The sequence below is a fragment of the Halomicrococcus gelatinilyticus genome (genome assembly GCA_024227995.1).
Lineage (GTDB): Archaea > Halobacteriota > Halobacteria > Halobacteriales > Haladaptataceae > Halomicrococcus > Halomicrococcus gelatinilyticus.
Window position 1 is genome coordinate 2,593,527 of the sequence record CP100465.1, and the last position, 23,518, is coordinate 2,617,044.

The 23,518-nt window shown below is 67.2% G+C and carries 23 protein-coding genes and 1 tRNA gene; 12 read left to right on the forward strand and 12 right to left on the reverse strand.

Annotated elements, in window-relative coordinates:
- Positions 1-131 precede the first annotated feature (131 nt).
- Positions 132-353 (reverse strand): hypothetical protein, encoded by a 222-nt coding sequence (locus NKT36_RS13750; protein WP_327051624.1) that lies wholly within the window; start codon positions 351-353, stop codon positions 132-134.
- Between the two features lie 376 nt (positions 354-729).
- Positions 730-2,568, reverse strand: a complete 1,839-nt coding sequence (locus tag NKT36_RS13755; RefSeq protein WP_327051625.1) for a C69 family dipeptidase — start codon at positions 2,566-2,568, stop codon at positions 730-732.
- A gap of 146 nt (positions 2,569-2,714) precedes the next feature.
- Here NKT36_RS13755 and NKT36_RS13760 point away from each other — a divergent pair, with 146 nt between their 5' ends.
- Together NKT36_RS13760 and NKT36_RS13765 are read left to right on the forward strand one after the other, a co-directional pair.
- Positions 2,715-3,572: a universal stress protein gene (locus NKT36_RS13760; RefSeq protein ID WP_327051626.1), complete on the forward strand. Its 858-nt coding sequence runs from the start codon at positions 2,715-2,717 to the stop codon at positions 3,570-3,572.
- Positions 3,573-3,726: 154 nt separating this feature from the next.
- Positions 3,727-3,903, forward strand: a complete 177-nt coding sequence (locus NKT36_RS13765) for a hypothetical protein (protein ID WP_327051627.1) — start codon at positions 3,727-3,729, stop codon at positions 3,901-3,903.
- A 105-nt stretch (positions 3,904-4,008) separates the two neighbouring features.
- On the opposite strand, the gene NKT36_RS13770 is transcribed toward NKT36_RS13765, so the two are convergent.
- Positions 4,009-4,842, reverse strand: a complete 834-nt coding sequence (locus NKT36_RS13770) for a universal stress protein (RefSeq protein WP_327051628.1) — start codon at positions 4,840-4,842, stop codon at positions 4,009-4,011.
- A 434-nt stretch (positions 4,843-5,276) separates the two neighbouring features.
- On the opposite strand from NKT36_RS13770, the gene NKT36_RS13775 reads away from it, so the two are divergent.
- Entirely contained in the window at positions 5,277-6,302 is a 1,026-nt protein-coding gene (locus tag NKT36_RS13775) for a hypothetical protein (RefSeq protein WP_327051629.1), read from the forward strand.
- A gap of 243 nt (positions 6,303-6,545) precedes the next feature.
- Here NKT36_RS13775 and NKT36_RS13780 read toward each other — a convergent pair whose 3' ends face one another.
- From NKT36_RS13780 to NKT36_RS13790, 3 genes are all read right to left on the reverse strand, one after another.
- Positions 6,546-7,202 (reverse strand): hypothetical protein, encoded by a 657-nt coding sequence (locus NKT36_RS13780; RefSeq protein WP_407652216.1) that lies wholly within the window; start codon positions 7,200-7,202, stop codon positions 6,546-6,548.
- A gap of 218 nt (positions 7,203-7,420) precedes the next feature.
- Positions 7,421-10,156 (reverse strand): cation-translocating P-type ATPase, encoded by a 2,736-nt coding sequence (locus NKT36_RS13785; RefSeq protein ID WP_327051631.1) that lies wholly within the window; start codon positions 10,154-10,156, stop codon positions 7,421-7,423.
- 676 nt (positions 10,157-10,832) lie between these two features.
- Positions 10,833-10,907: transfer RNA gene (locus tag NKT36_RS13790), tRNA-Arg, on the reverse strand.
- 100 nt (positions 10,908-11,007) lie between these two features.
- On the opposite strand from NKT36_RS13790, the gene NKT36_RS13795 reads away from it, so the two are divergent.
- The 3 genes from NKT36_RS13795 (at position 11,008) to NKT36_RS13805 (ending at position 13,106) form a co-directional block, all read left to right on the forward strand.
- Positions 11,008-11,859, forward strand: a complete 852-nt coding sequence (locus NKT36_RS13795; RefSeq protein ID WP_327051632.1) for a geranylgeranylglycerol-phosphate geranylgeranyltransferase — start codon at positions 11,008-11,010, stop codon at positions 11,857-11,859.
- A gap of 130 nt (positions 11,860-11,989) precedes the next feature.
- Positions 11,990-12,628, forward strand: a complete 639-nt coding sequence (locus NKT36_RS13800; protein ID WP_327051633.1) for an RAD55 family ATPase — start codon at positions 11,990-11,992, stop codon at positions 12,626-12,628.
- A gap of 67 nt (positions 12,629-12,695) precedes the next feature.
- Complete coding sequence (locus NKT36_RS13805; RefSeq protein ID WP_327051634.1) at positions 12,696-13,106, forward strand: CoA-binding protein; 411 nt, start codon at positions 12,696-12,698, stop codon at positions 13,104-13,106.
- Positions 13,107-13,195: 89 nt separating this feature from the next.
- On the opposite strand, the gene NKT36_RS13810 is transcribed toward NKT36_RS13805, so the two are convergent.
- The gene (locus NKT36_RS13810) at positions 13,196-14,686 is read right to left on the reverse strand and encodes a DHH family phosphoesterase (RefSeq protein ID WP_327051635.1); all 1,491 of its coding nucleotides are present in this window, start codon (positions 14,684-14,686) and stop codon (positions 13,196-13,198) included.
- 144 nt (positions 14,687-14,830) lie between these two features.
- Here NKT36_RS13810 and mvaD point away from each other — a divergent pair, with 144 nt between their 5' ends.
- Entirely contained in the window at positions 14,831-15,814 is a 984-nt protein-coding gene (gene mvaD / locus NKT36_RS13815; RefSeq protein WP_327051636.1) for a phosphomevalonate decarboxylase MvaD, read from the forward strand.
- Here the strand turns inward: mvaD and NKT36_RS13820 are convergent, their stop codons facing one another.
- Positions 15,815-16,867, reverse strand: a complete 1,053-nt coding sequence (locus tag NKT36_RS13820) for an ArsA family ATPase (RefSeq protein ID WP_327051637.1) — start codon at positions 16,865-16,867, stop codon at positions 15,815-15,817.
- Positions 16,868-17,028: 161 nt separating this feature from the next.
- On the opposite strand from NKT36_RS13820, the gene NKT36_RS13825 reads away from it, so the two are divergent.
- The 3 genes from NKT36_RS13825 to NKT36_RS13835 are packed head-to-tail and all read left to right on the forward strand — an operon-like array spanning position 17,029 to position 18,901.
- On the forward strand, positions 17,029-18,153 hold the full coding sequence (locus NKT36_RS13825; protein WP_327051638.1) for a DUF3179 domain-containing protein: 1,125 nt from the start codon (positions 17,029-17,031) through the stop codon (positions 18,151-18,153).
- Positions 18,146-18,739, forward strand: coding sequence for a hypothetical protein (locus NKT36_RS13830; RefSeq protein ID WP_327051639.1), 594 nt, complete (start codon positions 18,146-18,148; stop codon positions 18,737-18,739). Before NKT36_RS13825 ends, NKT36_RS13830 begins: the two co-directional genes overlap by 8 nt.
- Before the next feature lie 36 nt (positions 18,740-18,775).
- The gene (locus tag NKT36_RS13835; RefSeq protein ID WP_327051640.1) at positions 18,776-18,901 is read left to right on the forward strand and encodes a hypothetical protein; all 126 of its coding nucleotides are present in this window, start codon (positions 18,776-18,778) and stop codon (positions 18,899-18,901) included.
- A 107-nt stretch (positions 18,902-19,008) separates the two neighbouring features.
- Here NKT36_RS13835 and NKT36_RS13840 read toward each other — a convergent pair whose 3' ends face one another.
- Complete coding sequence (locus tag NKT36_RS13840) at positions 19,009-20,247, reverse strand: mandelate racemase/muconate lactonizing enzyme family protein (RefSeq protein ID WP_327051641.1); 1,239 nt, start codon at positions 20,245-20,247, stop codon at positions 19,009-19,011.
- A 179-nt stretch (positions 20,248-20,426) separates the two neighbouring features.
- The gene (locus NKT36_RS13845) at positions 20,427-20,573 is read right to left on the reverse strand and encodes a DUF7550 family protein (protein WP_327051642.1); all 147 of its coding nucleotides are present in this window, start codon (positions 20,571-20,573) and stop codon (positions 20,427-20,429) included.
- Positions 20,574-20,724: 151 nt separating this feature from the next.
- Between NKT36_RS13845 and hisF the strand changes: the two genes are divergently transcribed.
- Positions 20,725-21,540 carry an imidazole glycerol phosphate synthase subunit HisF gene (gene hisF / locus NKT36_RS13850; protein WP_327051643.1) on the forward strand — a complete coding sequence of 272 codons (816 nt, stop codon included), beginning with the start codon at positions 20,725-20,727 and terminating at the stop codon, positions 21,538-21,540.
- A 64-nt stretch (positions 21,541-21,604) separates the two neighbouring features.
- Positions 21,605-21,964 (forward strand): hypothetical protein, encoded by a 360-nt coding sequence (locus NKT36_RS13855; RefSeq protein WP_327051644.1) that lies wholly within the window; start codon positions 21,605-21,607, stop codon positions 21,962-21,964.
- 34 nt (positions 21,965-21,998) lie between these two features.
- Here NKT36_RS13855 and NKT36_RS13860 read toward each other — a convergent pair whose 3' ends face one another.
- Together NKT36_RS13860 and NKT36_RS13865 are read right to left on the reverse strand one after the other, a co-directional pair.
- A complete protein-coding gene (locus NKT36_RS13860) occupies positions 21,999-23,027 on the reverse strand; it encodes a lysylphosphatidylglycerol synthase transmembrane domain-containing protein (protein WP_327051645.1) in 1,029 nt (342 codons plus the stop codon).
- Between the two features lie 206 nt (positions 23,028-23,233).
- Entirely contained in the window at positions 23,234-23,515 is a 282-nt protein-coding gene (locus NKT36_RS13865; protein ID WP_327051646.1) for a DNA-directed RNA polymerase subunit L, read from the reverse strand.
- Positions 23,516-23,518 lie beyond the last annotated feature (3 nt).

Sequence of the window (23,518 nt, forward strand, 5' to 3'; positions counted from 1 at the left end):
TTCGCGTCCCGGCGGTGGTCCCCTCCCGTCGGCGGTACAGACTGGGACTCCGACGAACGGGTGGTCAACGGCAAGCGATTCGCCCCTCGCTCCGTACGCGCGGAACTCCGTTCTGCGACCAAAGCGTGACCTCAACGCTCCGAATACCACGCCCGGGCTCGCCGTTCGTCCGTCTCGGTGGCGTCCTCCAGTTCTGCAACGCGCTGCTGGAGGTCGTCGATCTCTTCGCTGTAGGCGACGATGGTCTCGCTGAGGATCCCGATCAGGTTCCGTGTCTCGGCGTCGATTCCCTCGACCGCCTGCATCTCGTTCAGTTGCTGTAACAGTTCGTCTCGCGGGTCCGCGTGTGGCATGGGCCCCAAATCGGTTTCGTCCCACACAAATTTATGGGCCGATCCCCGCGCAACCAGGTCGCAGTCGCTCCGTATGCCCCGTCCGACACACCCCTGACCGGCGCTCGACGGTCCCACCTCGTATCGGTATCCCCCGCGCCCGTCGGTGGCGCCGTCTGACGACTCGTCGTCCACCGGGCGGGGCGCTGGACGCGCTACAGCTCGAATCGCTTCGTCGGGTCGGACTGGCCTCACGTTCGCTACGTGGAGAACGCTTCGGAGACGATTCCGGGCACGATGACCGCATCCCGTGCCAGCGCGCTCGTCGATTGCTTTCCAGAACCGTCGGACGGCTCCTTGCGATAGGAGTCGTCCCACCGACGGCATCGACGATGGCCTATCGGGACGCGTCCGAACCTGCGCAGTCACTCGCTCCAGGCCTGTGTACTCGGACCGAGCCTTCCCCGTCGGCACCCTCGCCTGACGCTCCCGGTGTGATGGGCGGTTCACCGGGCGGGTCGTCGGTGTACGCGCCGTGCTCTCGCGGAAGGTCGTCGTGCAGATCGTCGTCGTAGCAATGCACCATGGAACCCCAGTCCGCCCGGGCCATGGCCTGACTTGCGGGCGGAGTGGTCTCGCCCGGCATGTCGTGACCCTCGGGCTCACGGAACCCGACGCAATCGCGGATCTCTGCCTCGACCGCTTCGGTGAGGCGCATGCCGAGTTGCAGACTGTCCAGCAGCCGGTGCTCGACGTTGTCAGTGATCAGGTCGCGGGCGGCCTGGTCGTCGCCGGCCTCGAAGCGTTCTCGCGCCTGCTGTTCGATCGCTTCGCGCTCGGCGAGCAGTTCCTGTTCGAAGCCCTCGATCGCGCCAGTCACTTCCGGGTAGAACTCGCGCGGTCGCTCGCCGGTGAAGTACAGCAGCCGCTTGAACTCTCGAGTCGCGTAGCGCGTGGCTTCCTGGAACGCCCAGCCGCGGTCCAGGAAGTTGGACGCGGAGTCTTTCGTCATGTAGCGATGCTGGCGGAACTCCGGGGGGACCTCCTCAGCGGCGATCGGGATCGGCACGAATGGAGTGGTGACCGCGCTCGTCACCGCGGTCCACAGCGTCTGCAGTTCCGCGTGCGTGTCCGGGCGGACGTGAGCGACCTGGCCGTAGCCGGCAAAGTCGGTCGACCAGCGAGGGTCCCGGACCAGCGCGAGCATGTCCTCGAGGCTCACGGGGGCCAGGTTCTCGACCTCCCGTTCGAGCTTCAACGGGTTACGAGCGCCCTGGAAGAACTCGGGGTAGAAGTACTCCTCGACCGGTTTCTCGGCGGGGAACTCGCCGACACCGTACACGTCGAGCAGGTTGAGGGTGTCGCCGTTGCCGTCCCACCACCCCTGCTTCTCGGCGAAGCTCACCAGCTCGTCGGAGGCCATGAAGTCGGGGTCGTCCTCGTGGTCGACCGGGAAGTCGAGGATGTAACCGAAATACGACACCCGTACCTCGTCCGAGCCGAGACGCTCTGCGGCCCACAGGTCCCCCTCGGGATGGGCGAAATTGATGAACACCCAGCCCTCGTCCTCGTCGGCGAACAGGTGCGAGTTACCACCGTAGGTCGAGTACCCGTGTCGGTCCATCAGCCCGCCGACAACCTCGACGGCCTCCCTGGCGGACGAAGCGCGCTCCATCGCCGCTTGCGCCAGATCCGAATACTGCGGGCCGCGCAGGGGAGCCGCCTCCCTGGCCATCGTCACGAGTTCCTCGCGCGAGGGCGACCAGATGTCCCGCGCGGCCAGACCGTGCTCGTTCAGCCCGCCGTTGGTCAGCGGCGGCGGGAAGCCGGCCCACTCCGAGTAGAACGAGGAGATGTACTTGTTGGTCTCCTCGACCTGTGGAATCTCGATCGGTTCGCCGGGAATGTCGGCGTTCTCTGTGATGCCGACAGTGGTCGTGGCGTCCTCGGGGAACTGCTGGCGCGGGACGATGTCGATCCAGTGGCTCGATTGTTCGTGTCCGAACCCGCCCAGCATGGTCGATCCGTCGTCGGTCAGGTCGCTGCCGACGTAGATGCCGATGCTCTTGGTGGGCGGGTTCTCTGATCTGGTCGCGGTCGCGTCGGCGTCCAGCTCGGGGTCGGTTTCGCCTCCTTCGTCGAACGCATCGTCCCCGCTCGCGTATCCTGGGAGTAGTGCGGCGGCAGCCGCGAACGCGCTGAACTCACGCCGCGTCAGGTATTGCTCTAAACCCATGCAGTATTTAATGCAGGTCCTATCTGTTAAGTATTATTTAGTCTAATACATCGATAAATGTCGACACTTTCGGTTCGACGCGATGGCCTGCGTGACCTGTTCCCATCCTTGATGTGGCTCCCGGACGAACTCGCTACTACCTGCCGATGTTCGACGACATCCTCGTCCCGACTGACGGAAGCGACTGTGCACAGGCGGCTGTCGGTTATGCCGAAGATCTGGCGACGCGGTACGACGCACGCGTACACGCCCTGTGCGTGGCCGATTCCAGGACGATCGAAAACGCCCCACAGCACGACCAGATCAAGCAAGAACGCGCGGAACTCGCGGAGAGAACCTGCAACGACCTCTCCGTGAGTGACATCCCGGTGGAACAGGCCGTCCGCACTGACGTCCCACACAGAGCGATTCTGCAGTACGCGACCGAACAGGACATCGATCTCGTCGTCATGGGGACGCACGGCCGCACCGGCGTCGAGCGGTACCTGCTCGGGAGCGTCACCGAAAAGGTCGTCCGGCTGTCGGACGTCCCGGTGTTGACGGTGAAAGCAGAAGACGACGGTGACGTCAGGTACCCCTACACCGACGTCCTGGTGCCGACCGACGGAAGTGCGGGAGCCGAGGCCGCTATCGGCCCTGCCGTCGACGTTGCGAGCACTTACGACGCTCGCCTCCACGCCCTCTCGGTCATCGATACGATGGCGATGGGAGTCGACGTCCGTTCCCGTACACTCCTCGACGCACTCGAAGAATCGGCCCGATCGGCGGTCGACACCGTCGAGGAGCGAGCGACCGATGCGTCCGTTTCCGCGGTCGACACCGCGGTCGAACACGGGGACCCCTATCGCGGGATCCGTTCCTACGTCGAAGAGCACGACGTCGACCTCGTCGTGATGGGCACCAGGGGCAGCAGTGGCATCGAGCGATACCTCCTGGGGAGCGTCGCCGAGAAGAGCGTGCGCACGTCACCCGTCCCCGTGATGACAGTTCGACGGTCGGAGTGAACCGGTAGCTACGGAAGCGTATCTTTCCTCGGGGCGAGTCCACCGCCTTCGGGCGGGGGAGGACGCCATCACGGGCGCTTCCGGAACGGCTCGAAACGTCGCCGTCGCGTCCGGGTCGGGCAAGAAGCGCAGCATCTCCGAGCGGTAGCCCCTGATGTACGTCAACGTTCCCGGAATCTTCGCTGGCGAGCAACTGGTGGAACACATCGAGGCACTCGCGGCGGGCGACCTCACGGCTGCGGAACTACGGGAGCGACCGCTGACGGAACTCGAACACCGAACGGAATCGGACTACTACACGCTAGCTGACGATATCAAGGCACTCCGATGAGACGTTGCCTTCGATTGCTACCGGACTCTATGGACGTCGCGAAAGGGACTGAATGACTGACCGATCGAAACCGCTCTAGCTACGCACCGTGACAGTAGACGACTTTCATCCGGCGTCCTGTCGCACGGTGAGTACGGGCGCATCGCTCGTGCGCAAGACCCTCCCCGCGACGCTTCCGAGTAGATGCCGGCGTAACCCCGAGCGGCCGTGCGTCCCCATGGTCACGAGGTCGATCCCGTAAGCACTGACGAAATCGTTGATCACTGCGTGGGGATTCCCCGGTTGCACGTGGGTGGTCAGGGCGACTTCGCGTTCCGATGCCCGCTCTGCGACTGCGTCGACCACCTCGACCGCGTCGTCACGCAGCGAATCGCCGAGCGGTGGAAGTCTCGTCTCACCTTCGATCACGTTGAGCACGCGCACCGAGGCACCCGACCGTTCCGCGATGGCTAGCCCGTGATCGACCGCGGCAGTTGCAGCAGGACTCCCGTCCGTCGGAACGAGGATTCTGTCGTATCCCCCACTCTCACGGCCGATTGCCTGCGGTGGGACTGCTACCACAGGCTCGTTGCTCAACCGAACCACGCGTTGGGTGACACTTCCGAGGAGGACACGACCGAGCCCGCGTCGCCCGTGAGTCCCCAGTACGATGAGATCCGTATCGTTCTCTGACGCATAGGAAAGGACCGCTTCGTGCGGACTCCCGTACTCGACGACTGTCTGGCAGGAAAGGTCTGACTCCTGCTCGACGAGTTCTTCGAGCGTGGAGACGGCGTCTCGAGCCTGTTCTTCCGCAAGTCGTTCACCGCGTTCTCGATCGGCAACGACGCTGATGAGGTGGACGGACGCGTCGAACGCCGCTGCGATCACGATCCCGTGGCGAGCGGCGCCTTCTGCAGATCGACTACCGTCGGTCGGGATGAGAACACGTTCGTACATACCGGGTTCTTGGCGGCCCTCGTACTACGTTCTTGTGTGCCATGGGTTGGGAACACGTGACCGCACGGGATGTGTGTCACTGGGACTCCGACGAGGACGCAACCCACGGCTCCCACTGGTGGGATGCCGGCGAGTGGTCCCAGTCCGGAGGAGCAACCGTCACTTCGTGGTCGGGCGACGCCCGTACTAGCGGGTAGTCGTCCTGCCAACGGGCGAGCGTGACACGGTGCACACTGGAACCGGGTGCTGCACGCTGGACCCGGGCGCGGACTCACAGTGTCGGAGGATTCGTGAAGACAGCAGTGCACACCGTTCCTCACGTTCGGACACCGTCGGGGCGGAGTATCGATCACAGTCGCGAGGCGGAGAACGGCGACGAGAGCGGGAGCGGGTTTGATGGCCGACGCTGCCCTAGCAGTTCCACTGGAAGACGTATGACACGCTGGAACACACCCGGACGGGCACTCCCCTGGCCGCCAGTGGTCGTGGGATTTCTCCTCCTGGCGGTGGCACCGCTCGTTCTCTTCGGCCTCGGCGTGCTGGGGGCCTTCCTCCCGGCGGGGCTCGCGTCACTCAGTCCGGTTCTACTCGCTGGCACCCTCGCTATCGGGGTGGGGATCCGATACGAATGGGGGGAACTGCGTCGCGTTATCGACGAAGGGAAAGTCGCTATCGGCGAGGGCCATCGGAACCTGTTGGCTGTCGTTGGCGGGACGGTGCTCACCTTCGCTGGCGTCGCGGAGCTTGTGGTCTCCCCGATCGTAGCGGCCAGCGTGGTCGGCGTCATCGCAGCCGTCGTCGTCCGGAGCCTGGCCGTCCCGGCGTACTGCGGAGCGTTCGTCGGGATGACGTCTCTGGAGCTGTTCGGGTCGTACTGGTACGCCACGCTCGCCGCAGTGCTGGCAGGCCTGCTGTTCACAGTCGCTCATCCGGTGTTCCGCGGCCTGGGCGGAAAGCTGGGAACGACCGCGTTCGTCGGGGTGTTGCTGGTCGTGGTGCCGACCGCCAGCCCCTTCCAGAGCGGTCCCATCCCCGGCCAGGCGGTGCTCCTCCCCGTGGTCGGGTTCGCAGCCGTGGGTGCCATCGCCACCTTCACGGTCCACACTCGCTCGGCCGCTAGCCCGGTCCTGGCCTCCGGACTCGTGGGTGTAGCCGGCGGGCTCCTGCTTCCGGTGTACTTCGACGCCTCGGGGGAACTCCTCGCCGCGGCCGTTTACTCCGCTTCGTTCGCCGGGATGACGACCCCCATACGAATCCCGAACGAGTGGTGGATCGGAACGACCGGGATCGGCGTCGGGCTGGTCGTCGTGTACACGACGCCGTTCGTCGGCGGGTCGGGCGGGAAGCTGGGGACGATCGCCTTCGGATCGTGTCTCGGTGTCCACGGGACCCTCCGGATGGTCAACGTCTTTCAGCTCGCACGCCACGGCTATCAGCCCCCGGAGGAGGAGACGACCTGAGTGGCGCGCTCCGATGTAGTGCGACTCCGTCGCTAGCCCCCGAGAGCGGGATTCGAGACGGTCGTTCACCCCTTCGCCAGCGATGTTCGTCCGACGACCGCCACTTCGACGTGCGCCGACCCGTGCTGAATGGGACCTGGCGAAGTCTGTCGTCCAGCGCCCCGACACGACGAGGAAGACGATACGACGGCGTCAGATTGCGGTGGTTCCCTGGATTCGTGTCCGCCACGTTCCGTGATCCGATCACTCGTCGCCGTGGCGGATGAGATTCCCGAGAAGGGTATCGCCGAATGCGAGGACGAGGACTGCGCCGACGATGTTGAAGACGAGGTCGAGAGCGGTGTCCATCTTGCCGTAGGATACGAGCACCGGTTCGAGCCCGACCTGGCGCGAGGCGGCGTGAGCGACGTACTCCACGAGTTCCCAGAGGACGCCCATGGTAGCGACGCCGACGAGCACGCGCGGTCGCGGGTCGACGTCCAGCCGTCGTGAGATCACGTGGATCAGTCCACCGAGGAGCGTCGCCGAGTGCACGTGTGTGAGATGGTCCCACCACCAGACGTCGTCGTACGGTCCGAGCATCCCGACGGCGTGCGTCACCATCGCCGTCTGCACGTAGATGCGCTGCCACGGCCGGAACTCGACGGTGCACTGCCGCTCCAGGATGGCCGGCAGGTACGTTGCACCGAGGGCGACGACAGCATTCACGATCGCACCTGGGTCCCGTCGCCGTATCCCCTCGACGAAGACTGCAGCGATGCCGACGCGAAGCCCGCTCTCTGCCCCCTCTACGACGTCTGGCGGAACGGTCCTGCCCGTGGAGTCGGTCGTACTGCTCACGATACCGTCTGGGGCCTCGTGCCTGACAAAGGCAGTGAACTGGTCGTGACCTCGCCGCATCGGTCCCGTTGTCTGAGCACGAGGCGACCATCCGTATCCGGGATGGACCGGGAGGTTCACGACACGTCTCGGAGGTCGGGGACGATGCTCCCGTTTGCCCGTAGCTTCCTCCGGTCGCTGGTCCCACCCTCACGTCGACGGACAGCGTCTTTCTCGCGGACGCTTGGAGGGCGGTGAGGAACTCGATATCGGATGCCGGACCGTCGCCGTGGCCGCAGCTACTCCGACGTCCGCGATTCGAAGATCCGGCTATTCAGCGCGGATACGACCACGTTGAGCAGAAGAAACACGACGAACCCGACGGCGATCCATCCCCACTCGAGGAGGGTGAGGGGAACGACCTGGAAGAAGTCGTGAAGCGGTGAATACAGGACTGCGAGGTGAACGAGAAGCGACACACCGATGGCACCGACGAGCCACGGATTCGAGCGAAGCGGCTGGTCGTACCGCGAGCGGATGACCTGGATTCGGATCAACTCGACGACCACGACGAACGTGAACAGCAGCGACTGCGCGCGGAGGAGCGACCCCGTGCGGTCGAGGGCGTAAAAGAAGACACCCAGGCCGGTCGCTGCTAACAGGATAGCGATCGTCAGTATCGAAACGAGCACGCGGGTGTCGATGACTCCTTCGTCCGGAGGTCGCGGGGGTCGGTCCATGAGCCCCGCTGCGTGTGGGTCGGCTCCCAGCGCGAGCGCGGGAAGCGTATCCGCGACGAGATTGATCCAGAGGATCAGGATCGGCGTCAAGATCAACGCCTGCGACGTCTCCGAGAACTGTGCTGGGAAGAGCAGACTCCCGAGCAACACGCCGAGAAACACCACTAACACCTCGCCGGTGTTGGTCGAGACGAGGTAGTTGACGAACTTGCGTACGTTCTCGAAGATTCCCCGCCCCTCCTGAACAGCGTCGCGAATCGTGGCGAAGTTGTCGTCCCGTAGAATCATATCGGACGCCTGCCGAGCGACGTCGGTGCCGCGCTGTCCCATCGCCACCCCGACGTCGGCCTGCGTGAGTGCCGGTGCGTCGTTGACGCCATCGCCAGTCATCACGACGGTGTGTCCCTCGTCCTGGAGCGCGTTCAGGATGTGGACCTTGTGCTCCGGCGTCACTCGAGCGAACACGTCGACGTCTTCGATAGTTCGACCCAGCTCGTCGGCGGACTGGTCGGTGACGTCACTACCGGTGAGTGCACCATCGGGGTCGATCCCGATCTGTTCGCCGACGGCCGTGGCCGTGTCGAGGTTGTCACCCGTCGTCAGCACAGTCCGGATGCCAGCCGACCGGCAGTCAGCGATCGCCTCCTCGACTTCCGCTCTGGGTGGATCGAGCATCCCTTGCAGGCCGAGAAACACCATCTCCTCCTCGATCCGATCCGCGTCAGCCGAGGGGTCGTCGACGACCTTCGACGCGAATCCCAGCACCCGGAGCGCGTCCGCTGCGAACGTCCTCGTCTGGTCGAGGATCTCCTCGCGCTTCTCGTCGGTGAGTTCGCGCACGTCGCCGTCTTCGAGGAGCGAGTCACACCGATCCAGAACGGTTTCGGGTGCCCCCTTCATATAGGCCGTCGGCTCCTCGTCGTCGACGATCACGGTCATCCGCTTTCGCTCCGAGGAGAACTGGATCTCCCAGAGCCGTTCCGCGGCCGGGTCGATCCCCGCTTCGTCCGCCACCCGCCGAAGCGCGATCTCGGTCGGCTCACCCAGATACTCGTCGTCCGTCCGGTCGACGTTGTTGCAGAGGGAACCACATCGCAACAGCGGAGCGAGGTCTGGCCCATCCGTTCGGTCGCCGTCAGCAACGACCTGCTCGCCACCACCGCCGCCGTTCGCCGCGTTCGAGGGCGGCTCGGACAGGTCGACGACGGACCCCGGAGCGTAGAGCCTCGTCACCGTCATCCGGTTTTCCGTGACCGTGCCCGTCTTGTCGGTGACGATAACGTCGACCGAGCCGAGGCTCTCGACGACCGGAAGCCGCCTGACCAGCGCGTTCCGCTCGACCATCTCCCGTGCGCCCAGCGCCAGCGTGAACGTCACGACTGCGGGGAGCCCCTCCGGTACGCCTGCGACGGCGAGGGTGATACCGACGAGGAGAATCGAAACCGGCTCCGTCGCCGTGAACAGGAACTGGACAGCGACGACCAGAACGATCAGCGAAACGACGAGCCCCCCGATCTGCTTTCCGAGGTGTTCGACTTCCGTCTGGAACGGCGTCTGTCGGTGGTCAGCCTCGTCCAGCTGGGTGGCGATCCCACCGACCTCCGTCTCCATGCCGGTCTCGACGACGATTGCTCTGCCCCGGCCTTTCACGACGGTCGTGTTCTTGTACACCACGTTGCGGCGCTCGGCCAGTGGCGTATCTTCGTCTACGGTCCCGGGCACCTTCCTGACGGGCGCGCTCTCCCCGGTGAGTGGGGACTCGTTCGTCCGCAACTCGTCGGCGTCCAGGACTCGGGCGTCGGCCGGAACCGCGTCCCCCTGTTCGAGGTACACGACGTCTCCGGGGACGACCTGTTCGGCATCGACGACCTGTCTCTGTCCGTCGCGTAGCACGGCCGTGTCCGGGCTCGCGAGCTCACGAAGCGCCTCGATAGACCGGGTGGCCTGGTAATCCTGGACGAATCCGAACAACCCGTTGGCACCGATGATGAGGGCGATGAACGCTGCCTCGGTGTAGTTTGGGTGGCCGCCAGGGATGACCCCGACACCGAGTGACAGGAGCGCCGCCACGACGAGGAGATAGATGAGCGGGTCACGGAACTGCGAGACGAGCAGATCGAGTATCGACGTTCGTTCAGCTTCGTGGATGTCATTCGCACCGCACTTCGAAAGCCGACGCTCTGCTTCGTCGGACGATAGTCCACTCTCGTCGGCCGCTAATGCCGAGAAGACTTCGTCAGTCGGCGTCGCGTGCCAGGGTTCCGAGCGAGTCGCGTCCAGATCGGGGTGAGTCATGCTGTCGAAAGGCTTCTGTTGGGAGACACTGCAGACGGTTCCGTTCTTTCTCCGACCCTGTGCAACTCCGACCTGTCGCGGGCTACAGTCTGACGACGAGGCACCGGTGGAACTGAACACGCTCCCGAGAGACGCCCCATCCTCCGTGGTCTGTGTCGTTACTGACTATCAGACCGCCAAACGGGAAAAGTCTGCAGGCAACCTGCTGCGGCAGATCCAACCAAACGTCGGATGGATTCAGCGGTTCGACCGAGGAACGATCCGCAACCACTCGGTCTCCAGTGGGAATCCCGGAACGCAGTATCTCCGGAACCTCATCGGATCCAGCACAGCGGTCCGGTTTCAGGGCGAGACGTTGTCCGACGTCTCGTCCGGACGGTCTCTGTCGGCTTCCGAGCAAACCGCTACCGATCTTCTAACAGTAGACCCGTTCGGCTGGACGCGAATCCCGGTGGAACCACTCCGCCGTTCGGCCATCGAACGCAAGCAATGGTACTGCGTTCGGGCTGGGATCGGCCCGGTGAGCTCCTGCGATTACGCCCCTCGAAAAGACGGGCGCTGCAGGATCGTGAACCGCGACGAGACGGTCGCCTCGCTCCGCTCGGCGCTGCGACTCGTCGCGTTCAAATCCTTCGCGGACGTGATTTGCTCGTCACGTCCGTTCCTCGCAAAATCATGGGCGCTGCAGGATTTGAACCCGCGACAGCTTGGTCCGAAGCCAAGTACTCTGTCCAGACTGAGCTAAGCGCCCTCGCTACAACGTACTTCGCGGGCCGTTTTAAACACCATGATTTCTCCCGGGACGCGACACATCCAGTTCATTTATACGGAGTCCCCCGAGAACCGGGGATATGAACGACGGACGCGTCACGGGGCTGTGGGAACTCACGCGGCCCGGGAACGCGTTCGCGGCCGGCGTGCTCACCTTCATCGGCGCGTTCGTCGCCGGCATCGGCGACGCCACCGTGGCCGACCCGGTGGTCAACGTCGCGGCCGCCATCGTCGCGACGTGGTTCGCGACCGCCGCCGGGAACGCCATCAACGACTACTTCGACCGCGAGATCGACGCCATCAACGACCCGGACCGGCCGATCCCGCGCGGTGCCGTGTCGCCGCGAGGTGCGCTCTTGTTCAGTGCGGCGCTGTTCGCCGGGGCGATGGCGGCGACGCTGACCCTGCCGCCGCTGGCTATCGCGATCGCCGCCGTCAACCTCCTCGCGCTGATCGCGTACACGGAGTGGTTCAAGGGTCTCCCGGGAGTGGGTAACGCCGTCGTCGCCTGCCTCGGCGGGAGCACGTTCCTGTTCGGCGGCGCGGCGGTCGGCAGCGTCGCGGAGTCGGGCGTCCTGTTCGCGCTGGCGGCGCTGTCGACGCTCACCCGCGAGATCATCAAGGACGTCGAGGACATGGAGGGCGACCGCGAGGAAGGGCTGAACACGCTGCCGCTCGCCGTCGGGGCGCGCCCGGCGCTCGTCGCGGGTGCGGTCCTGCTCGTCGCGGCCGTGCTGGCCAGTCCGTTGCCGTACCTCTGGACGACGTTCGGCGTGGCGTACCTCGCGGCGGTGGCGCCCGCCGACGCGGTGATGCTGTACGCGGCCTACGAGAGCTTCGACGACCCGTCGGCGGGTCAGTCCCACCTGAAGTACGGGATGTTCCTCGCGGCGGTCGCGTTCGTCGTCGGTCGCGCGGTGACGCTGCTATGATTCGGCGACCTCACACAATCAAAAAGAATATAAGCTGAACGACGTATTTTTATCACAGATGACACGGGCGAGACCCGCGGTCGAACGTGACCGCGGACTCTCGCTCGCCACCTTCCTGTGAGGAATGGCAATGTATGAACTCGGCACCGCGTTTTCGGGTTCGGAGGTCGACCCGGGGACGAACCTGCTCGTCGCGGGCCCGCCAATGACCGGCAAGCGCGACGTCGCCTTCGACGTCCTCGCGCACGGCCGTCGCCAGGGCGACGGTTCGGTCGTCGTCACGACCAAGGACAACGGCGAGGACGTCCTTTCCGAGTTCGACGACCGGGCCGACGGACCGGTCTCGGCCGTCGGCGTCGTCGACTGCGTCTCCAAGCAGCAGGGGATGAACCCGCGGGACCGCGACCACGTCACCTACGCCTCCTCGCCGGTGGACATGACCGGCATCGGTATCCAGCTCTCGGAGTTCCTCGAGTCGTTCTACGAGCAGGACGTTCGCAGGAACCGCGTCCTCTTCGACTCGCTGTCGACGCTGCTGATGTACTCCGACCTCCAGACTGTGTTCCGGTTCCTCCACGTGTTCACCGGGCGCGTCCAGAGCGCGGACGCCCTGGGCCTGTACGTCATCGACTCGACGGCCCACGACGACCAGACGATGAGCACGCTCCGCCAGCTGTTCGACGGCGAGGTCGCGGTCCGGGAGACCGACGACGGGTCCGAGCTCCGACTGAAGGGGGTCGACGGGTCGACCGACTGGCAGCCGATCTGACTCGCGACGGGCAGCACGGCCTGCGACAGGCAGCACGCTTTTGCTCGCACGCGGCCTGCGTTCGACCATGCCAGTGGAGAGCGACGCCGAACTCCGGGCGATACTCGGTCTCGACACCGTCGCGGTCGTCGGCTGTTCGTCGACGCCGGGGAAGGACGCCCACGAGGTTCCCAGGTACCTGCTCCGGAACGGATACGACGTCGTGCCCGTGAACCCCAACGCCGACGCCGTCTTCGACCGGCCGGCGTACGACTCGCTCGCCGACGTCGACGAGTCGGTCGACATCGTGGACGTGTTCCGTCCGAGCGACGAGGTGGCCGGCATCGTCGACGTGGCCGTCGAGCGCGACGACGTCGAGGTCGTCTGGACGCAACTGGGCATCCGCGACGACGACGCCGCGGCGCGGGCCGAGGCCGCCGGGAAACGGGTCGTCCAGGACCGCTGTATCAAGGTCGAACACGGCCGCCTGGTGGACTGACGCAGACCGAGCGGCTCGCTCACCCGTTATCGTTGCTGGCTGTCGCCGTCGTTGCTGACTCTCGCCGTCGTTGCTGACTCTCGCCGTCGTTACTGGCTATCGCCGTCGTTGCCGGCCAGTTCGATGTCGAACGACGCGATGCTGTCGGAGTCGGGCGCGTACTCGTCGCCCTCCGGTCGCGAGCGCATCGTCTCGAAGAAGCGTTCGGTGACGAGGTCGCCGACGATGTCGCTCAGCGACTCCTCGGCCTCCTCCTCGACCTCGCCGAGCAGTCCGAGCGGAATCTGTGCCCCGGCCATGTCGGCATGCCCGCCCGCGCTGCCGATGCGACCGAACGCGGCCCGCACCGTCTCCCCGAGGTCCACGTCGGTGCCACGAGCGCGCGCGGAGACGTAGACGGTGCTGTCGATGAAGCCGAACACGAGCGTCGTGGTGACGTCCTCCATGTCGAGCAGCCGGTCAGCGGCCTGCGCCAGCGCGTCGCGGTCGGAGAGCGCGCCGACGCAACTGGCGAGCACGGTCCGGTCGAGTCGTCGGTTCCGGATGGCGCGGGCGATGGTCTCGAGCGTGTCCGGACTGATGGAGGGGTCCTCGACGCGGTCGAGGACCTCGGTGTCGGCGTGAGGGAGGATGAACGCGGCGGCCTCGAAGTCCGACACCGACACCTCGCGACTGAAGTCCTTCGTGTCCACGCGGATGCCGTACAGCAGTCCGGTCGCCACGGACTCGGACGGTTCGATGCCGAGGTGTTCGAAGTGGTCGGCCATGAGCGTGCTCGTCGCGCCGACGGCGCTGCGGAGGTCGATGAACTCCGCTTCGACCGGGAGCTTCGGCGGGTGGTGGTCGACGACGATGTCGACGGGCGTGTCCTCGGGAAGCTGGTCGTTGACGCCCGGCACGGAGTGGTCGACCAGGGCGAGACCGTCGAACTCCGAGAGGTCGGCGTCCGGTTCGAGGTTGCGGAGTTCGAGGTCGAGCAGATTGACGAACGCCCGGTTCTCCTGGTGGGAGATGTCGCCGTAGTAGCAGACCTCGGCCTCCGTGCCGACGGCGTCGGCGATGCGCTGGAGCGCGATGCCGCTGGCGATGGCGTCCGGGTCGGGGTTGTCGTGCGTGAAGATGCCGAGCTTCCCGTCGATGCGACGCAGGACGCGCTGGAGCTGGCGGGTCCGGAGCGCGGATTCGCTGTCGGTCGTCTCCACCAACTGGTCGGCGACCGCCTCGCCCGGCGCGACCACGTCGTCCGCCACGTCGGCGAAGGAGGTCCGGTGGGCGCTGGACGCGTGCTCGCCGACGTAGGTCACGAGGTAGGAGTCGGGGTGGACCAGGCGCAGCGCACGCGCCGCTGCGAGGTTGTCGTCGGGGTCGTCGCCGCCGACGAACGCCACGTCGGGCGAGAGGTTCTCGAGGAGGTCCGTGTCCGTCGGGTCCCCCTTCCGCGCCGAGACGTTCTCGGCGCGCAGGGTCTCCACCCGACTGTCGTTGTCGTCGACGACGACCAGCCGTCCCGGTCGCTCGACGAGCGTCTCCACGATGGCGTGCCCGACCGAGCCACAGCCGAGCACGAGCCGCGAAACCATTCTACCCGGGTTTGCCGGTGGGCCCCCTAAAACCTACCGGGTGCGTCCGTACGGGGGTCACCGGGCGGATTCCGCCGTCCGCATCCGGCTCGTCCCGAACCGCATTCCAGCAATATTAAGGTCCGTTCCCGTTCCCGTTTCGGTATGAAGGCGACCGCGAAGGCCCACCCCATCCAGGGACTCGTCAAGTACCACGGGATGCGCGACCACGAGAAGCGCTACCCCTATCACGACAGCATCAGCGTCTGCACCGCCCCGAGCCACACGAAGACGACCGTCGAGTTCGACGCCAGCCTCGACGGCGACGTCTACGTCGTGGACGGCGAGGAGCTGTCCGGCCACGGCGCCGACCGCGTCGCGAACGTCGTCTCCCGCGTCCGGGAGCTCGCGGACGCCGACCACGCCGCCGACCCCGTTCGACTGGAGAGCGAGAACAGCTTCCCCTCGAACGTCGGACTCGGCTCGTCGTCGTCCGGCTTCGCCGCCGCGGCGATGGCGCTCGTCGCGGCTGCCGACCTCGACCTCTCGCTGCCGGAGATCTCGACCGTCGCGCGCCGGGGGTCGTCGTCCGCTGCTCGCGCCGTGACCGGCGGGTTCTCCGACCTGCACATGGGGCTGAACGACCACGACTGCCGCTCCGAGCGCATCGAGTCGTCCCTGGAGGACGACGTCCGCATCGTCGCCGGCCTGGTCCCGGCCTACAAGGAGACCGAGCAGGCCCACCGCGAGGCGGCGGACAGCCACATGTTCGACGCCCGGATGGCGCACGTCCAGGACCAGCTCGTCGAGATGCGCGACGCGCTCCGCGAGGGGGACTTCGACCGCACCTTCGAGACTGCCGAGCACGACTCGCTGTCGCTGGCGGCGACGACGATGACCGGGCCGGCGGGCTGGGTGTACTGGCAGCCGGACACGCTGGAAGTGTTCAACGCGGTCCGCCGTCTCCGCAACGAGGAGGACGTTCCGGTCTACTTCTCGACGGACACCGGCGCGAGCGTCTACGTCAACACGACCGCGGAGTACGTCGACCGCGTCGAGAACGTCGTCGCCGACTGCGGCGTCGAGACGATGGCCTGGGAGGTCGGCGGTCCTGCAGAGGTGCTGCCGGAAAGCGAAGCGCTGTTCTAGCTACTCGAGACACGCCGCGACGACGCGCAGCATCGTCTCGCCGCGCACCTCGTCGGCGAACAGCGGGACGCGCTTGATGTCGTGGCCGCGGAACACGTCCTGTGCCTCGTGCAACGCCGACTGCTGGACCTCCCAGCGCTGCTGGCAGAACTCGCAGGTGTCCAGGTTGGGCGTGACGAACTGGTCGGTGTCGACCGCCGGCGTCACGTCCGCGAGGTCCTCCATCACCTTGTTGACGACGACGGTGCCGACGGGGATGTCGAACTCCGTGAGCTGGGTGAGCAGGCGCTGGGACTCGAAGACGCTCATCTCCTCGGGGACCATGACGACCCGGAAGTCGGTCTTGCCGGGGTCGCGGAGGGTCGCGCGCAGGCGCTCGATGCGCTCGCGGAGCACGTCGAGGTCGTCGACGCCCTCCTCGTCGTCGCCGCGCTCGCCGAACATCCCGGAGATGCCGTCCATCAGCCCCTGGAACCGCTGGCGGAGCGCCGCGATGCGTCCGACCATCGTGTCCATTATCTCGGGGAGTTCGAGTAACCGCAGCGTGTGTCCGGTCGGTGCGGTGTCGACGACGACGCGGTCGAAGCGGTCGTCGTCCAGGAACTCGACGAGTTTCTGCATCGCCGCGGCCTCGTCCGCGCCGGGCATCGCCCCGCCGAGCAGGGAGTTCATCGGCCCGTCGTCCTCGTCGCCGAACAGGCCGCCGAAGTTGCCGAGGGGGTTCTCGCCGCCCTCGCCGAACACGCCAGCGCCCTCCTCCAGTGCAGCTTCGGGGTCGATCTCGGCCGCGTAGAGCGGGACGTCCTCGCGGATGCGCGTCGCCTCCGCCGGCACGTCGGTCTCGAAGGTGTCCGACAGGGAGTGGGCGGGGTCGGTGGAGACGACCAGCGTCGCCGTGCCGTCGCGGGCGCTCGCCAGCCCCGTCGCCGCCGCCATCGTCGTCTTGCCCACGCCTCCTTTGCCGCCGTAGAGGACGTACTCCGGTGCGTCGACGCCCGTCGGAACGGCCTCGTCGTCGATGCTCTCGACAGCCTCCACGTCCAGTTCGGCCATGCCCGTGGGTTTCGGGGCGGGACTTGTGTACCCGTCGGTCCCGAACCGCCGATGCCGGACGCTGGCGACGGTCCCGGACGCGGACGCGGCGACTGAGCGGGTGTGCAGGCGCTCTGCACACCCGGGCGACCGTTATGCGCGCCGGCGGTCTACCGTGGTCCATGCGAGTATCACGGCGCGCGTTCCTGGCGGCCGCGACTGCCGGCGGCGTGACGGCGCTGTCGGGGTGTCTCGGCGCTGTCACCGGCGGCGGCCAGGGCACGACCGCGACGACTGCGGACGCCACGGCTACCACCGCAACGTCGACGGCATCGAACGCGTCGGGAGCGGGACCGCCGCTCGCGGACGCTCGACTGACGGTCCAGTACCCCGTCGAGAAGCTCCGGTCGGAGGTCGTCTCCGGCGGCCCGCCGAAGGACGGCATCCCCGCCATCGACGAGCCGTCGTTCACGACCGCGACGGCGGCGAACGACCGCCTCGACGACGCGGACGTGGTGTTCGGGTTCGCGGGCGACAGCGACGTGAAGGCCTACCCCCAGAACGTGCTCGTCTGGCACGAGGTCTGCAACGACGCGCTCGACGGGACGCCGGTCAGCGTCACCTACTGTCCGCTGACCGGGACGGCGATGGGGTTCGAGCGCGGGGGGACGACGTTCGGCGTCTCGGGCGACCTGCTCAACGACAACCTGATCATGTACGACCGCGCGACGGACACCCGCTGGCCGCAGATGCTCGGGACGGCCCTCACGGGCGACCTCGCCGGGAACTCGCTCCGGGAGTTCCGCCTCGTCTGGGCGACGTGGGGCCGCTGGCGCGACGCCCACCCCGACACCCGCGTCCTCTCGACGGACACCGGCTCCGTCCGCGACTACGACGAGGACCCCTACGGCTCCTACGACCCGCTCGATGGCTACTACGCGGGTGGAACGCCGCTGTTTCCGCCGCTCCGGACCGACGACCGGTTCAGAACCAAGGAGACCGTCGTCGGCACGCGCTCGCCCGAGGATGCGGCGGCCTTCCGCGAGTCGTCCCTCCGGAAACAGACGCTCCTCGACGGCGACCTCGCCGGCACCCCGCTCCTGGCCGCCTTCGACGCGGGCCTCGACGCGGCGTCCGTCTACCGCAACCCCGAGGAGCGGTCGTTCGAGGTCCGCGACGGCGAGATAGTCGGTCCGGACGGGAACGCCCACCAGCCGGCCGACCTGCCGCTCCCACGCCAGTACGCCTTCGACGCGATGTGGTTCGCGTGGGCGGGCTACTACCCCGAGACGAGCGTCCATGACTGAGACTGTACGGCGCGGTCGCGTCGGCCGCACGGTCGCGCAGACCGGATTCGCGATTCGGGCTGCCCTCACGCGGTGGGACGGCCGACTGGTGTTCGTCGGCGTGACGCTCGGCTACCTCCTCGCCTACCTCGCCGCCGTCGGTCACCTGAACCCCGGCGACGGCGAGGTCGGGTGGCTCGTCGTCGACGACCCGCTCGCGCGGGCCCTCCAGCCGACGGGCGCGCTCTCGTGGGAACCGGTCGCGCGCGTCGAGGCCGAGGTCGTGACCCTGCTCGTCTCGCCGCTGGACGCCCTGCTCGGCCTCGGCCTGGCGACGCTGGTGGGTCTGAACCTCGCCGTCACGTACCTCGCGTGGCGCCAGCCGGCGGCGTGCGGGCTGGCGCGCTCGTCCACGGGCGTGCTGGCCGCGGTCCCGGCGCTGCTCTCCGGCGCGGCCTGCTGCGGTCCCGTCCTGCTCGTCGTCCTGGGCGTCCAGGCGTCGGGCGTCCTGCTGACCGCGTTCTCGGCTCTCGTCCCGGTCGCGGCGGTCCTGCTCGTCGCGAGCCTGCTCTGGGTCGGCCGGCAGGTCGACCCGTCGGCGGCGTAGGCAGGTACATTCCGGCTCGTCCTCGCCGTCGCCTTCGTGCACCGGTTCCCGACGCTCGACGTCGACGCTGTCTGGCACTTCGGGCTGCTCGTCTTCGCGCCCGCGGTCGCGTTACGGTTCCGCGAGCGAGTCCAGGCGGAGTTGCGAGAAGAAGCCGCGTGAGTGCTTTGGCTACGCCTCGTCGAACAGAACGACGCGAGGCGTCGCTTGCACGACGAAGCTACGCTTCGTCGAACGCCGTGTATCGGGGACTCACGTGCTCGATGAAGCTACGCTTCATCGAACAACTCCTCGCCGTCGACCATGTGCTCCTCGACGACGTCCATGTCGAGGGTGACGCCGAGTCCGGGGTCCTCCGGGATCTCGATGTAGCCGTCCTCGATGACGTCCTCCTCGACCAGGTCCTCCCACCAGCCGAGCTGGTAGGAGTGGTACTCGACGGCGAGGCTGTTCGGGATGGCGGTGCCGACGTGCGCGCTGGCCATCGTCGCGACGGGTGAGGCCACGTTGTGCATCGCTACCGGCGTGTAGTAGGTGTCCGCCATGTCGGCAATCTTGCGCGTCTCGCGCATGCCGCCGACCTTCGGCATGTCGGGCGCGATGATGTCGACCGCCTGCTCTTCGAGGAGGCGGCGGTGACCGTGCTTGCGGTAGACGTTCTCGCCGGCGGCGATGGGCACCGAGGTGCTCTGGGTGACCTCCCGCTGCACGTCGTGGTTCTCCGGCGGTACGGGGTCCTCGAGCCACCAGACGTCGTACCCTTCGAGTTGATTCGCCAGGCGCTTGGCGCTGCCACCGGAGAACGTCCAGTGGCAGTCGAAGGCGACGTCCGCGCGGTCGCCGACGCGCTCGGTGACGGCCTCGACGATGTCGACCTTGTGCTCTACCTCGGGGTTCCGGAGGTGGCGGTTCGCGCGGTCCTTCTCGTGGCCCGAGGGCACGTCGAGGTCGAACTTCAGGGCGTCGTACCCCAGTTCCTCGACGACGCGCTCGGCCTCGTCGGCGTTCGACTCGGGGTCGGCCTCCTCGCCGGCGTGGCAGTCGCAGTACACGCGGACGCGGTCGCGGTACTTCCCGCCGAGCAACTGGTAGGCCGGCGCGTCGAGCACCTTGCCCGCGAGGTCGTGGAGCGCGACGTCGACGCCCGAGATGGCGGTGACGGTGACGCCGCCGATGGAGCCCTCGCCGGACATCTTCTGGACGAGGTGCTCGAACAGGCGGTCGACGTCGAGCGGGTTCTCGCCGACGAGGAACGGTCGCATCCGGTCGATGAGCTCCGGCACGCCCGCGCCCCAGTAGGCCTCGCCCGTCCCGACGACGCCCGCGTCGGTGTAGACGCGGACGAGCGTCCAGGGGAAGTTGCCGTCCACCATCGTCGTCTGGACGTCGGTGATCTCCAGGTCGCGCGGGCCGCCGCGGTCGGCCGTCACGCCCATCGTCTCCCCGGACAGGTCGCGCATCGTGTACTCCGCGTTCGGGTCGTGAAGCGTCGAGTAGTCACGCACCATACGCCCAGGTACTCTCCCTGTAGTAAAAGATTCGAGGGTTCGGGAAGAGATGGTCCGGCGGAGTGGCCCCGGACGGTGCAGCGGCCTCCGTCGGTGCCAGACCACCAGACGGAGTCGACATGGCAGACGCTACAGTGGTTGGTCGGCTGGAACTGCGGGAAAGGGGTCTCGCGGTGCGGTCAGAACAGCGCGAGCGGGATGCCGAAGGCCAGGACGGCCCCGACGACGAAGATGACGAGACCCACGCCCACGTCGCGCATCGAGTACTCCTGCTGCGGTGCCGTCACGCGCTCACGTTCCTCCGCGTCGTATTCGTGGCCGCTCATACCCGGTGGTCGTTCGTCCCGGTACTTCGGTGTGTCGGTCCGACGCGTCGACAGCTCCCGACGCGTTCTGCTGGCGTGCGCTCGTTGGTCGGCGAACGTTCGCCCCAATCCGACCGCTTTTGGCGTCACGCTCCCAACCTGCGCCCACCGAATGACCCTCACGAAGCGCATCATCCCGTGCATCGACGTGGACGTCGACGACGACGGCAACGCGGCGGTGTACACGGGCGTCAACTTCGAGGACCTGAAGTACACCGGCGACCCGGTGGCGATGGCTCGCGCGTACAACGACGCCGGGGCGGACGAGTTCGTCTTCCTCGACATCACCGCCAGCGCCGAGGGGCGCGAGACCATGCTCGACACCGTCTCGGCCGTCGCGGACGAGGTGTTCATCCCGCTGACGGTCGGCGGCGGCATCCGGACCCGCGAGGACATCAAGGAGACGCTGCGGGCGGGCGCGGACAAGGTGTCCATCAACACCGGCGCGCTCGACCGCCCCGAACTGATAACCGAGGGCGCGGCGGCGTTCGGCAACCAGTGCATCGTCATCAGCGTCGACGCCCGCCGCCGGTTCGACGAGGAGGGCGAGCACTACGCCCAGGTGGACGGCGAGTCCTGCTGGTTCGAGTGCACCGTCAAGGGCGGCCGCGAGGGTACCGGCATCGACGTCGTCGAGTGGGCCACGGAGGCCGAGGAACGCGGGGCCGGCGAACTGTTCGTCAACTCCATCGACGCCGACGGGACGAAGGAGGGGTACGACGTCCCGCTGACCGGCGCCGTCTGCGACGCCGTCTCGACGCCGGTCATCGCCTCCTCGGGCTGCGGCGGCCCGGAGGACATGCACGAGGTGTTCGCCGACGCTGGCGCGGACGCCGCCCTCGCCGCCTCGATCTTCCACTTCGACGAGTACTCCATCCGAGAGGTCAAGGAGTATCTCGACGACCACGACGTGCCGGTTCGGCTGTAGCCGCTCGCCGACAGCTGTCGCACGGGCATAAGTTTCAACTTCTTTCAATTTAATCGTGTGGCTGATGCACGACGTGTCAGCCAACACGGACGAGAACCGCCTCTCCATCACGCTCGCGGGCAAGTTCGACGACGACGAGGCCACGGCGAGCGCCGAAGCGACGATGGCGGCCGTCGAGGAACTGGAACCGGGGTTCGACGTGCTCACCGACCTCCGGGAGTTCGAGCCGAGCACCGACGCGGCGAAGGAGCAACTGGAACGTTCGAAGCTGTTCCTGGCCGCCCACGACGTCGGCACCGTCGTCAGGGTCGTCGGCGACTCGCCGCTGGCGAACATGCAGTTCGACCGGACCGGCGACGAGGACTACGAGGTCCACACGGTCGACAGCGTCTCGGAGGCGGAGTCGATACTGGACGGCCAGTAACGAGCGCGGCGCCTGTGCCGGGGCGAGGGCGCTCTCACGCGCGGTACGTCTCGTACAGCGCCGCCGCGCCGCCGAGAGCGAGGACGAACCAGTAGCTCGCCACGCGGTAGAACAGCGCGATGACGCCCGCCGTCTCCAGCGAGACTGCGCCGGCCGTCAGACCGACGAGCAGGGCGACGATGGCCACCTCGACGCCGCCGAGACCGCCGGGGGTGGGCGTCACGCCGGCGACGGTGCTCGCGGGCACGACGAACAGGACGACGAACGGGTCCAGGTGGACGCCGACCGTCAGCCCCGCGAAGTACAGCGGCAGCGCGAAGAAGAGCCAGCCCAGGCTGGCGTAGGGAAGCGTCCGCTTGACGGCGTCGGGGTGGTCGGCTATCTCCTGGATGCCCCGGAAGAACTCCCGGGTGCGGCCGCGGATCGAGTCCGCGTCGACGCGGTCGGTCCGCGCCGCGATTGGCCGGACGACCCGGACGACGACCGACTCGACGACCGACTGGTGCCGCCAGCCGGCGTAGACGACGACCGGGACGAGGACCGCCATCGCGACCAGCGCCCCGACGAGGTAGCGAACCTGCGGGGGAAGGTCGGCCCGGACCGCGAGCGCGAACCCGCCGAGCGCGGCGAACCCGAAGAACGGAACCAGGTTCAGCAGTTCCGCCGAGAGGACGCCCGCGAGGCTCTCCTGGTAGGAGGCGCGGTCGTCCGTCGAGAGCACGAACGCGACGAACGGGCTCCCGCCCGCCTTGCCGAACGGCGTCACGTAGTCGCCGAACGTCGCCGCGAAGTACGTGACGACGAGCGACGGCAGGGGGATGTCGACGTCGAACACCGCGAGGACGACGGCCCACACCTGCGACCAGAGGACGAGTCCGACGGCCGTCGACGCACAGGCGGCGAGGACCCACACCGGGTTCGCGTCCGCGAGCGCGCGCTGCAGTTCGTTCCAGCCGATGACGCGGCCGAACAGGTAGAACACGACCGCGGCCACCGCGAACCCGACCACCGCCTTCGCGGCGGTGGCACGGGTACTGCTCCCCGTCTCGTCACCGACTGACATCTACTCCCCCCGTGACCCTGACGTACATCTGCTCCCCCGTGGACCGCCGGCCGCGGTCGGCGAGACTGACCGTCGACCGCACTCACGTGTGATACGAATCGCCGCGCCGACGGTTGTGTCTACTGGCGGACCGTGCGGGGTCGACGCTCGGTGAGCGGAGGCTCGGCTATCGGGCGGACGAACGAAGAGAAATCGGGGGTCGGGACTCAGGCCGCGGCCTGGAAGGCCTCGCGGAAGCTGGTCGTCTTCTCCTTGATGCGGCCGACGGCGTCCTCGAGCGCGTCGAGGGGGTCGTCGCCCTCGGTCTTGATGGTGAGGAGGGGGTCGGTCTGGCCGCCCGACTGTTCGGGGTTCATGTCGTAGGTGGCCGCCGCGACGCCCTCGGTCTCGAGGAGCGCGCCCTTCAGCACGTTCATGAAGGTGTGGTCCTCGCCCCCGATCTCTATCTCGAGTTCCGTGTCGGTCTTCTCGATGACCCGCAGTTCCATGGG

Coding starts and splice junctions, on each gene's coding strand:
- NKT36_RS13845 (WP_327051642.1), bottom strand. CDS start 20,573: ATGAGCGGCCACGAATACGACGCGGAGGAACGTGAGCGCGTGACGGCA.
- NKT36_RS13750 (WP_327051624.1), bottom strand. CDS start 353: ATGCCACACGCGGACCCGCGAGACGAACTGTTACAGCAACTGAACGAG.
- mvaD (WP_327051636.1), top strand. CDS start 14,831: ATGAAGGCGACCGCGAAGGCCCACCCCATCCAGGGACTCGTCAAGTAC.
- NKT36_RS13760 (WP_327051626.1), top strand. CDS start 2,715: ATGTTCGACGACATCCTCGTCCCGACTGACGGAAGCGACTGTGCACAG.
- NKT36_RS13805 (WP_327051634.1), top strand. CDS start 12,696: ATGCCAGTGGAGAGCGACGCCGAACTCCGGGCGATACTCGGTCTCGAC.
- NKT36_RS13800 (WP_327051633.1), top strand. CDS start 11,990: ATGTATGAACTCGGCACCGCGTTTTCGGGTTCGGAGGTCGACCCGGGG.
- NKT36_RS13810 (WP_327051635.1), bottom strand. CDS start 14,686: ATGGTTTCGCGGCTCGTGCTCGGCTGTGGCTCGGTCGGGCACGCCATC.
- NKT36_RS13865 (WP_327051646.1), bottom strand. CDS start 23,515: ATGGAACTGCGGGTCATCGAGAAGACCGACACGGAACTCGAGATAGAG.
- NKT36_RS13765 (WP_327051627.1), top strand. CDS start 3,727: ATGTACGTCAACGTTCCCGGAATCTTCGCTGGCGAGCAACTGGTGGAA.
- NKT36_RS13830 (WP_327051639.1), top strand. CDS start 18,146: ATGACTGAGACTGTACGGCGCGGTCGCGTCGGCCGCACGGTCGCGCAG.
- NKT36_RS13755 (WP_327051625.1), bottom strand. CDS start 2,568: ATGGGTTTAGAGCAATACCTGACGCGGCGTGAGTTCAGCGCGTTCGCG.
- NKT36_RS13855 (WP_327051644.1), top strand. CDS start 21,605: ATGCACGACGTGTCAGCCAACACGGACGAGAACCGCCTCTCCATCACG.
- NKT36_RS13840 (WP_327051641.1), bottom strand. CDS start 20,247: ATGGTGCGTGACTACTCGACGCTTCACGACCCGAACGCGGAGTACACG.
- NKT36_RS13775 (WP_327051629.1), top strand. CDS start 5,277: ATGACACGCTGGAACACACCCGGACGGGCACTCCCCTGGCCGCCAGTG.
- NKT36_RS13780 (WP_407652216.1), bottom strand. CDS start 7,202: ATGCGGCGAGGTCACGACCAGTTCACTGCCTTTGTCAGGCACGAGGCC.
- NKT36_RS13785 (WP_327051631.1), bottom strand. CDS start 10,156: ATGACTCACCCCGATCTGGACGCGACTCGCTCGGAACCCTGGCACGCG.
- NKT36_RS13820 (WP_327051637.1), bottom strand. CDS start 16,867: ATGGCCGAACTGGACGTGGAGGCTGTCGAGAGCATCGACGACGAGGCC.
- NKT36_RS13860 (WP_327051645.1), bottom strand. CDS start 23,027: ATGTCAGTCGGTGACGAGACGGGGAGCAGTACCCGTGCCACCGCCGCG.
- NKT36_RS13770 (WP_327051628.1), bottom strand. CDS start 4,842: ATGTACGAACGTGTTCTCATCCCGACCGACGGTAGTCGATCTGCAGAA.
- NKT36_RS13795 (WP_327051632.1), top strand. CDS start 11,008: ATGAACGACGGACGCGTCACGGGGCTGTGGGAACTCACGCGGCCCGGG.
- hisF (WP_327051643.1), top strand. CDS start 20,725: ATGACCCTCACGAAGCGCATCATCCCGTGCATCGACGTGGACGTCGAC.
- NKT36_RS13825 (WP_327051638.1), top strand. CDS start 17,029: ATGCGAGTATCACGGCGCGCGTTCCTGGCGGCCGCGACTGCCGGCGGC.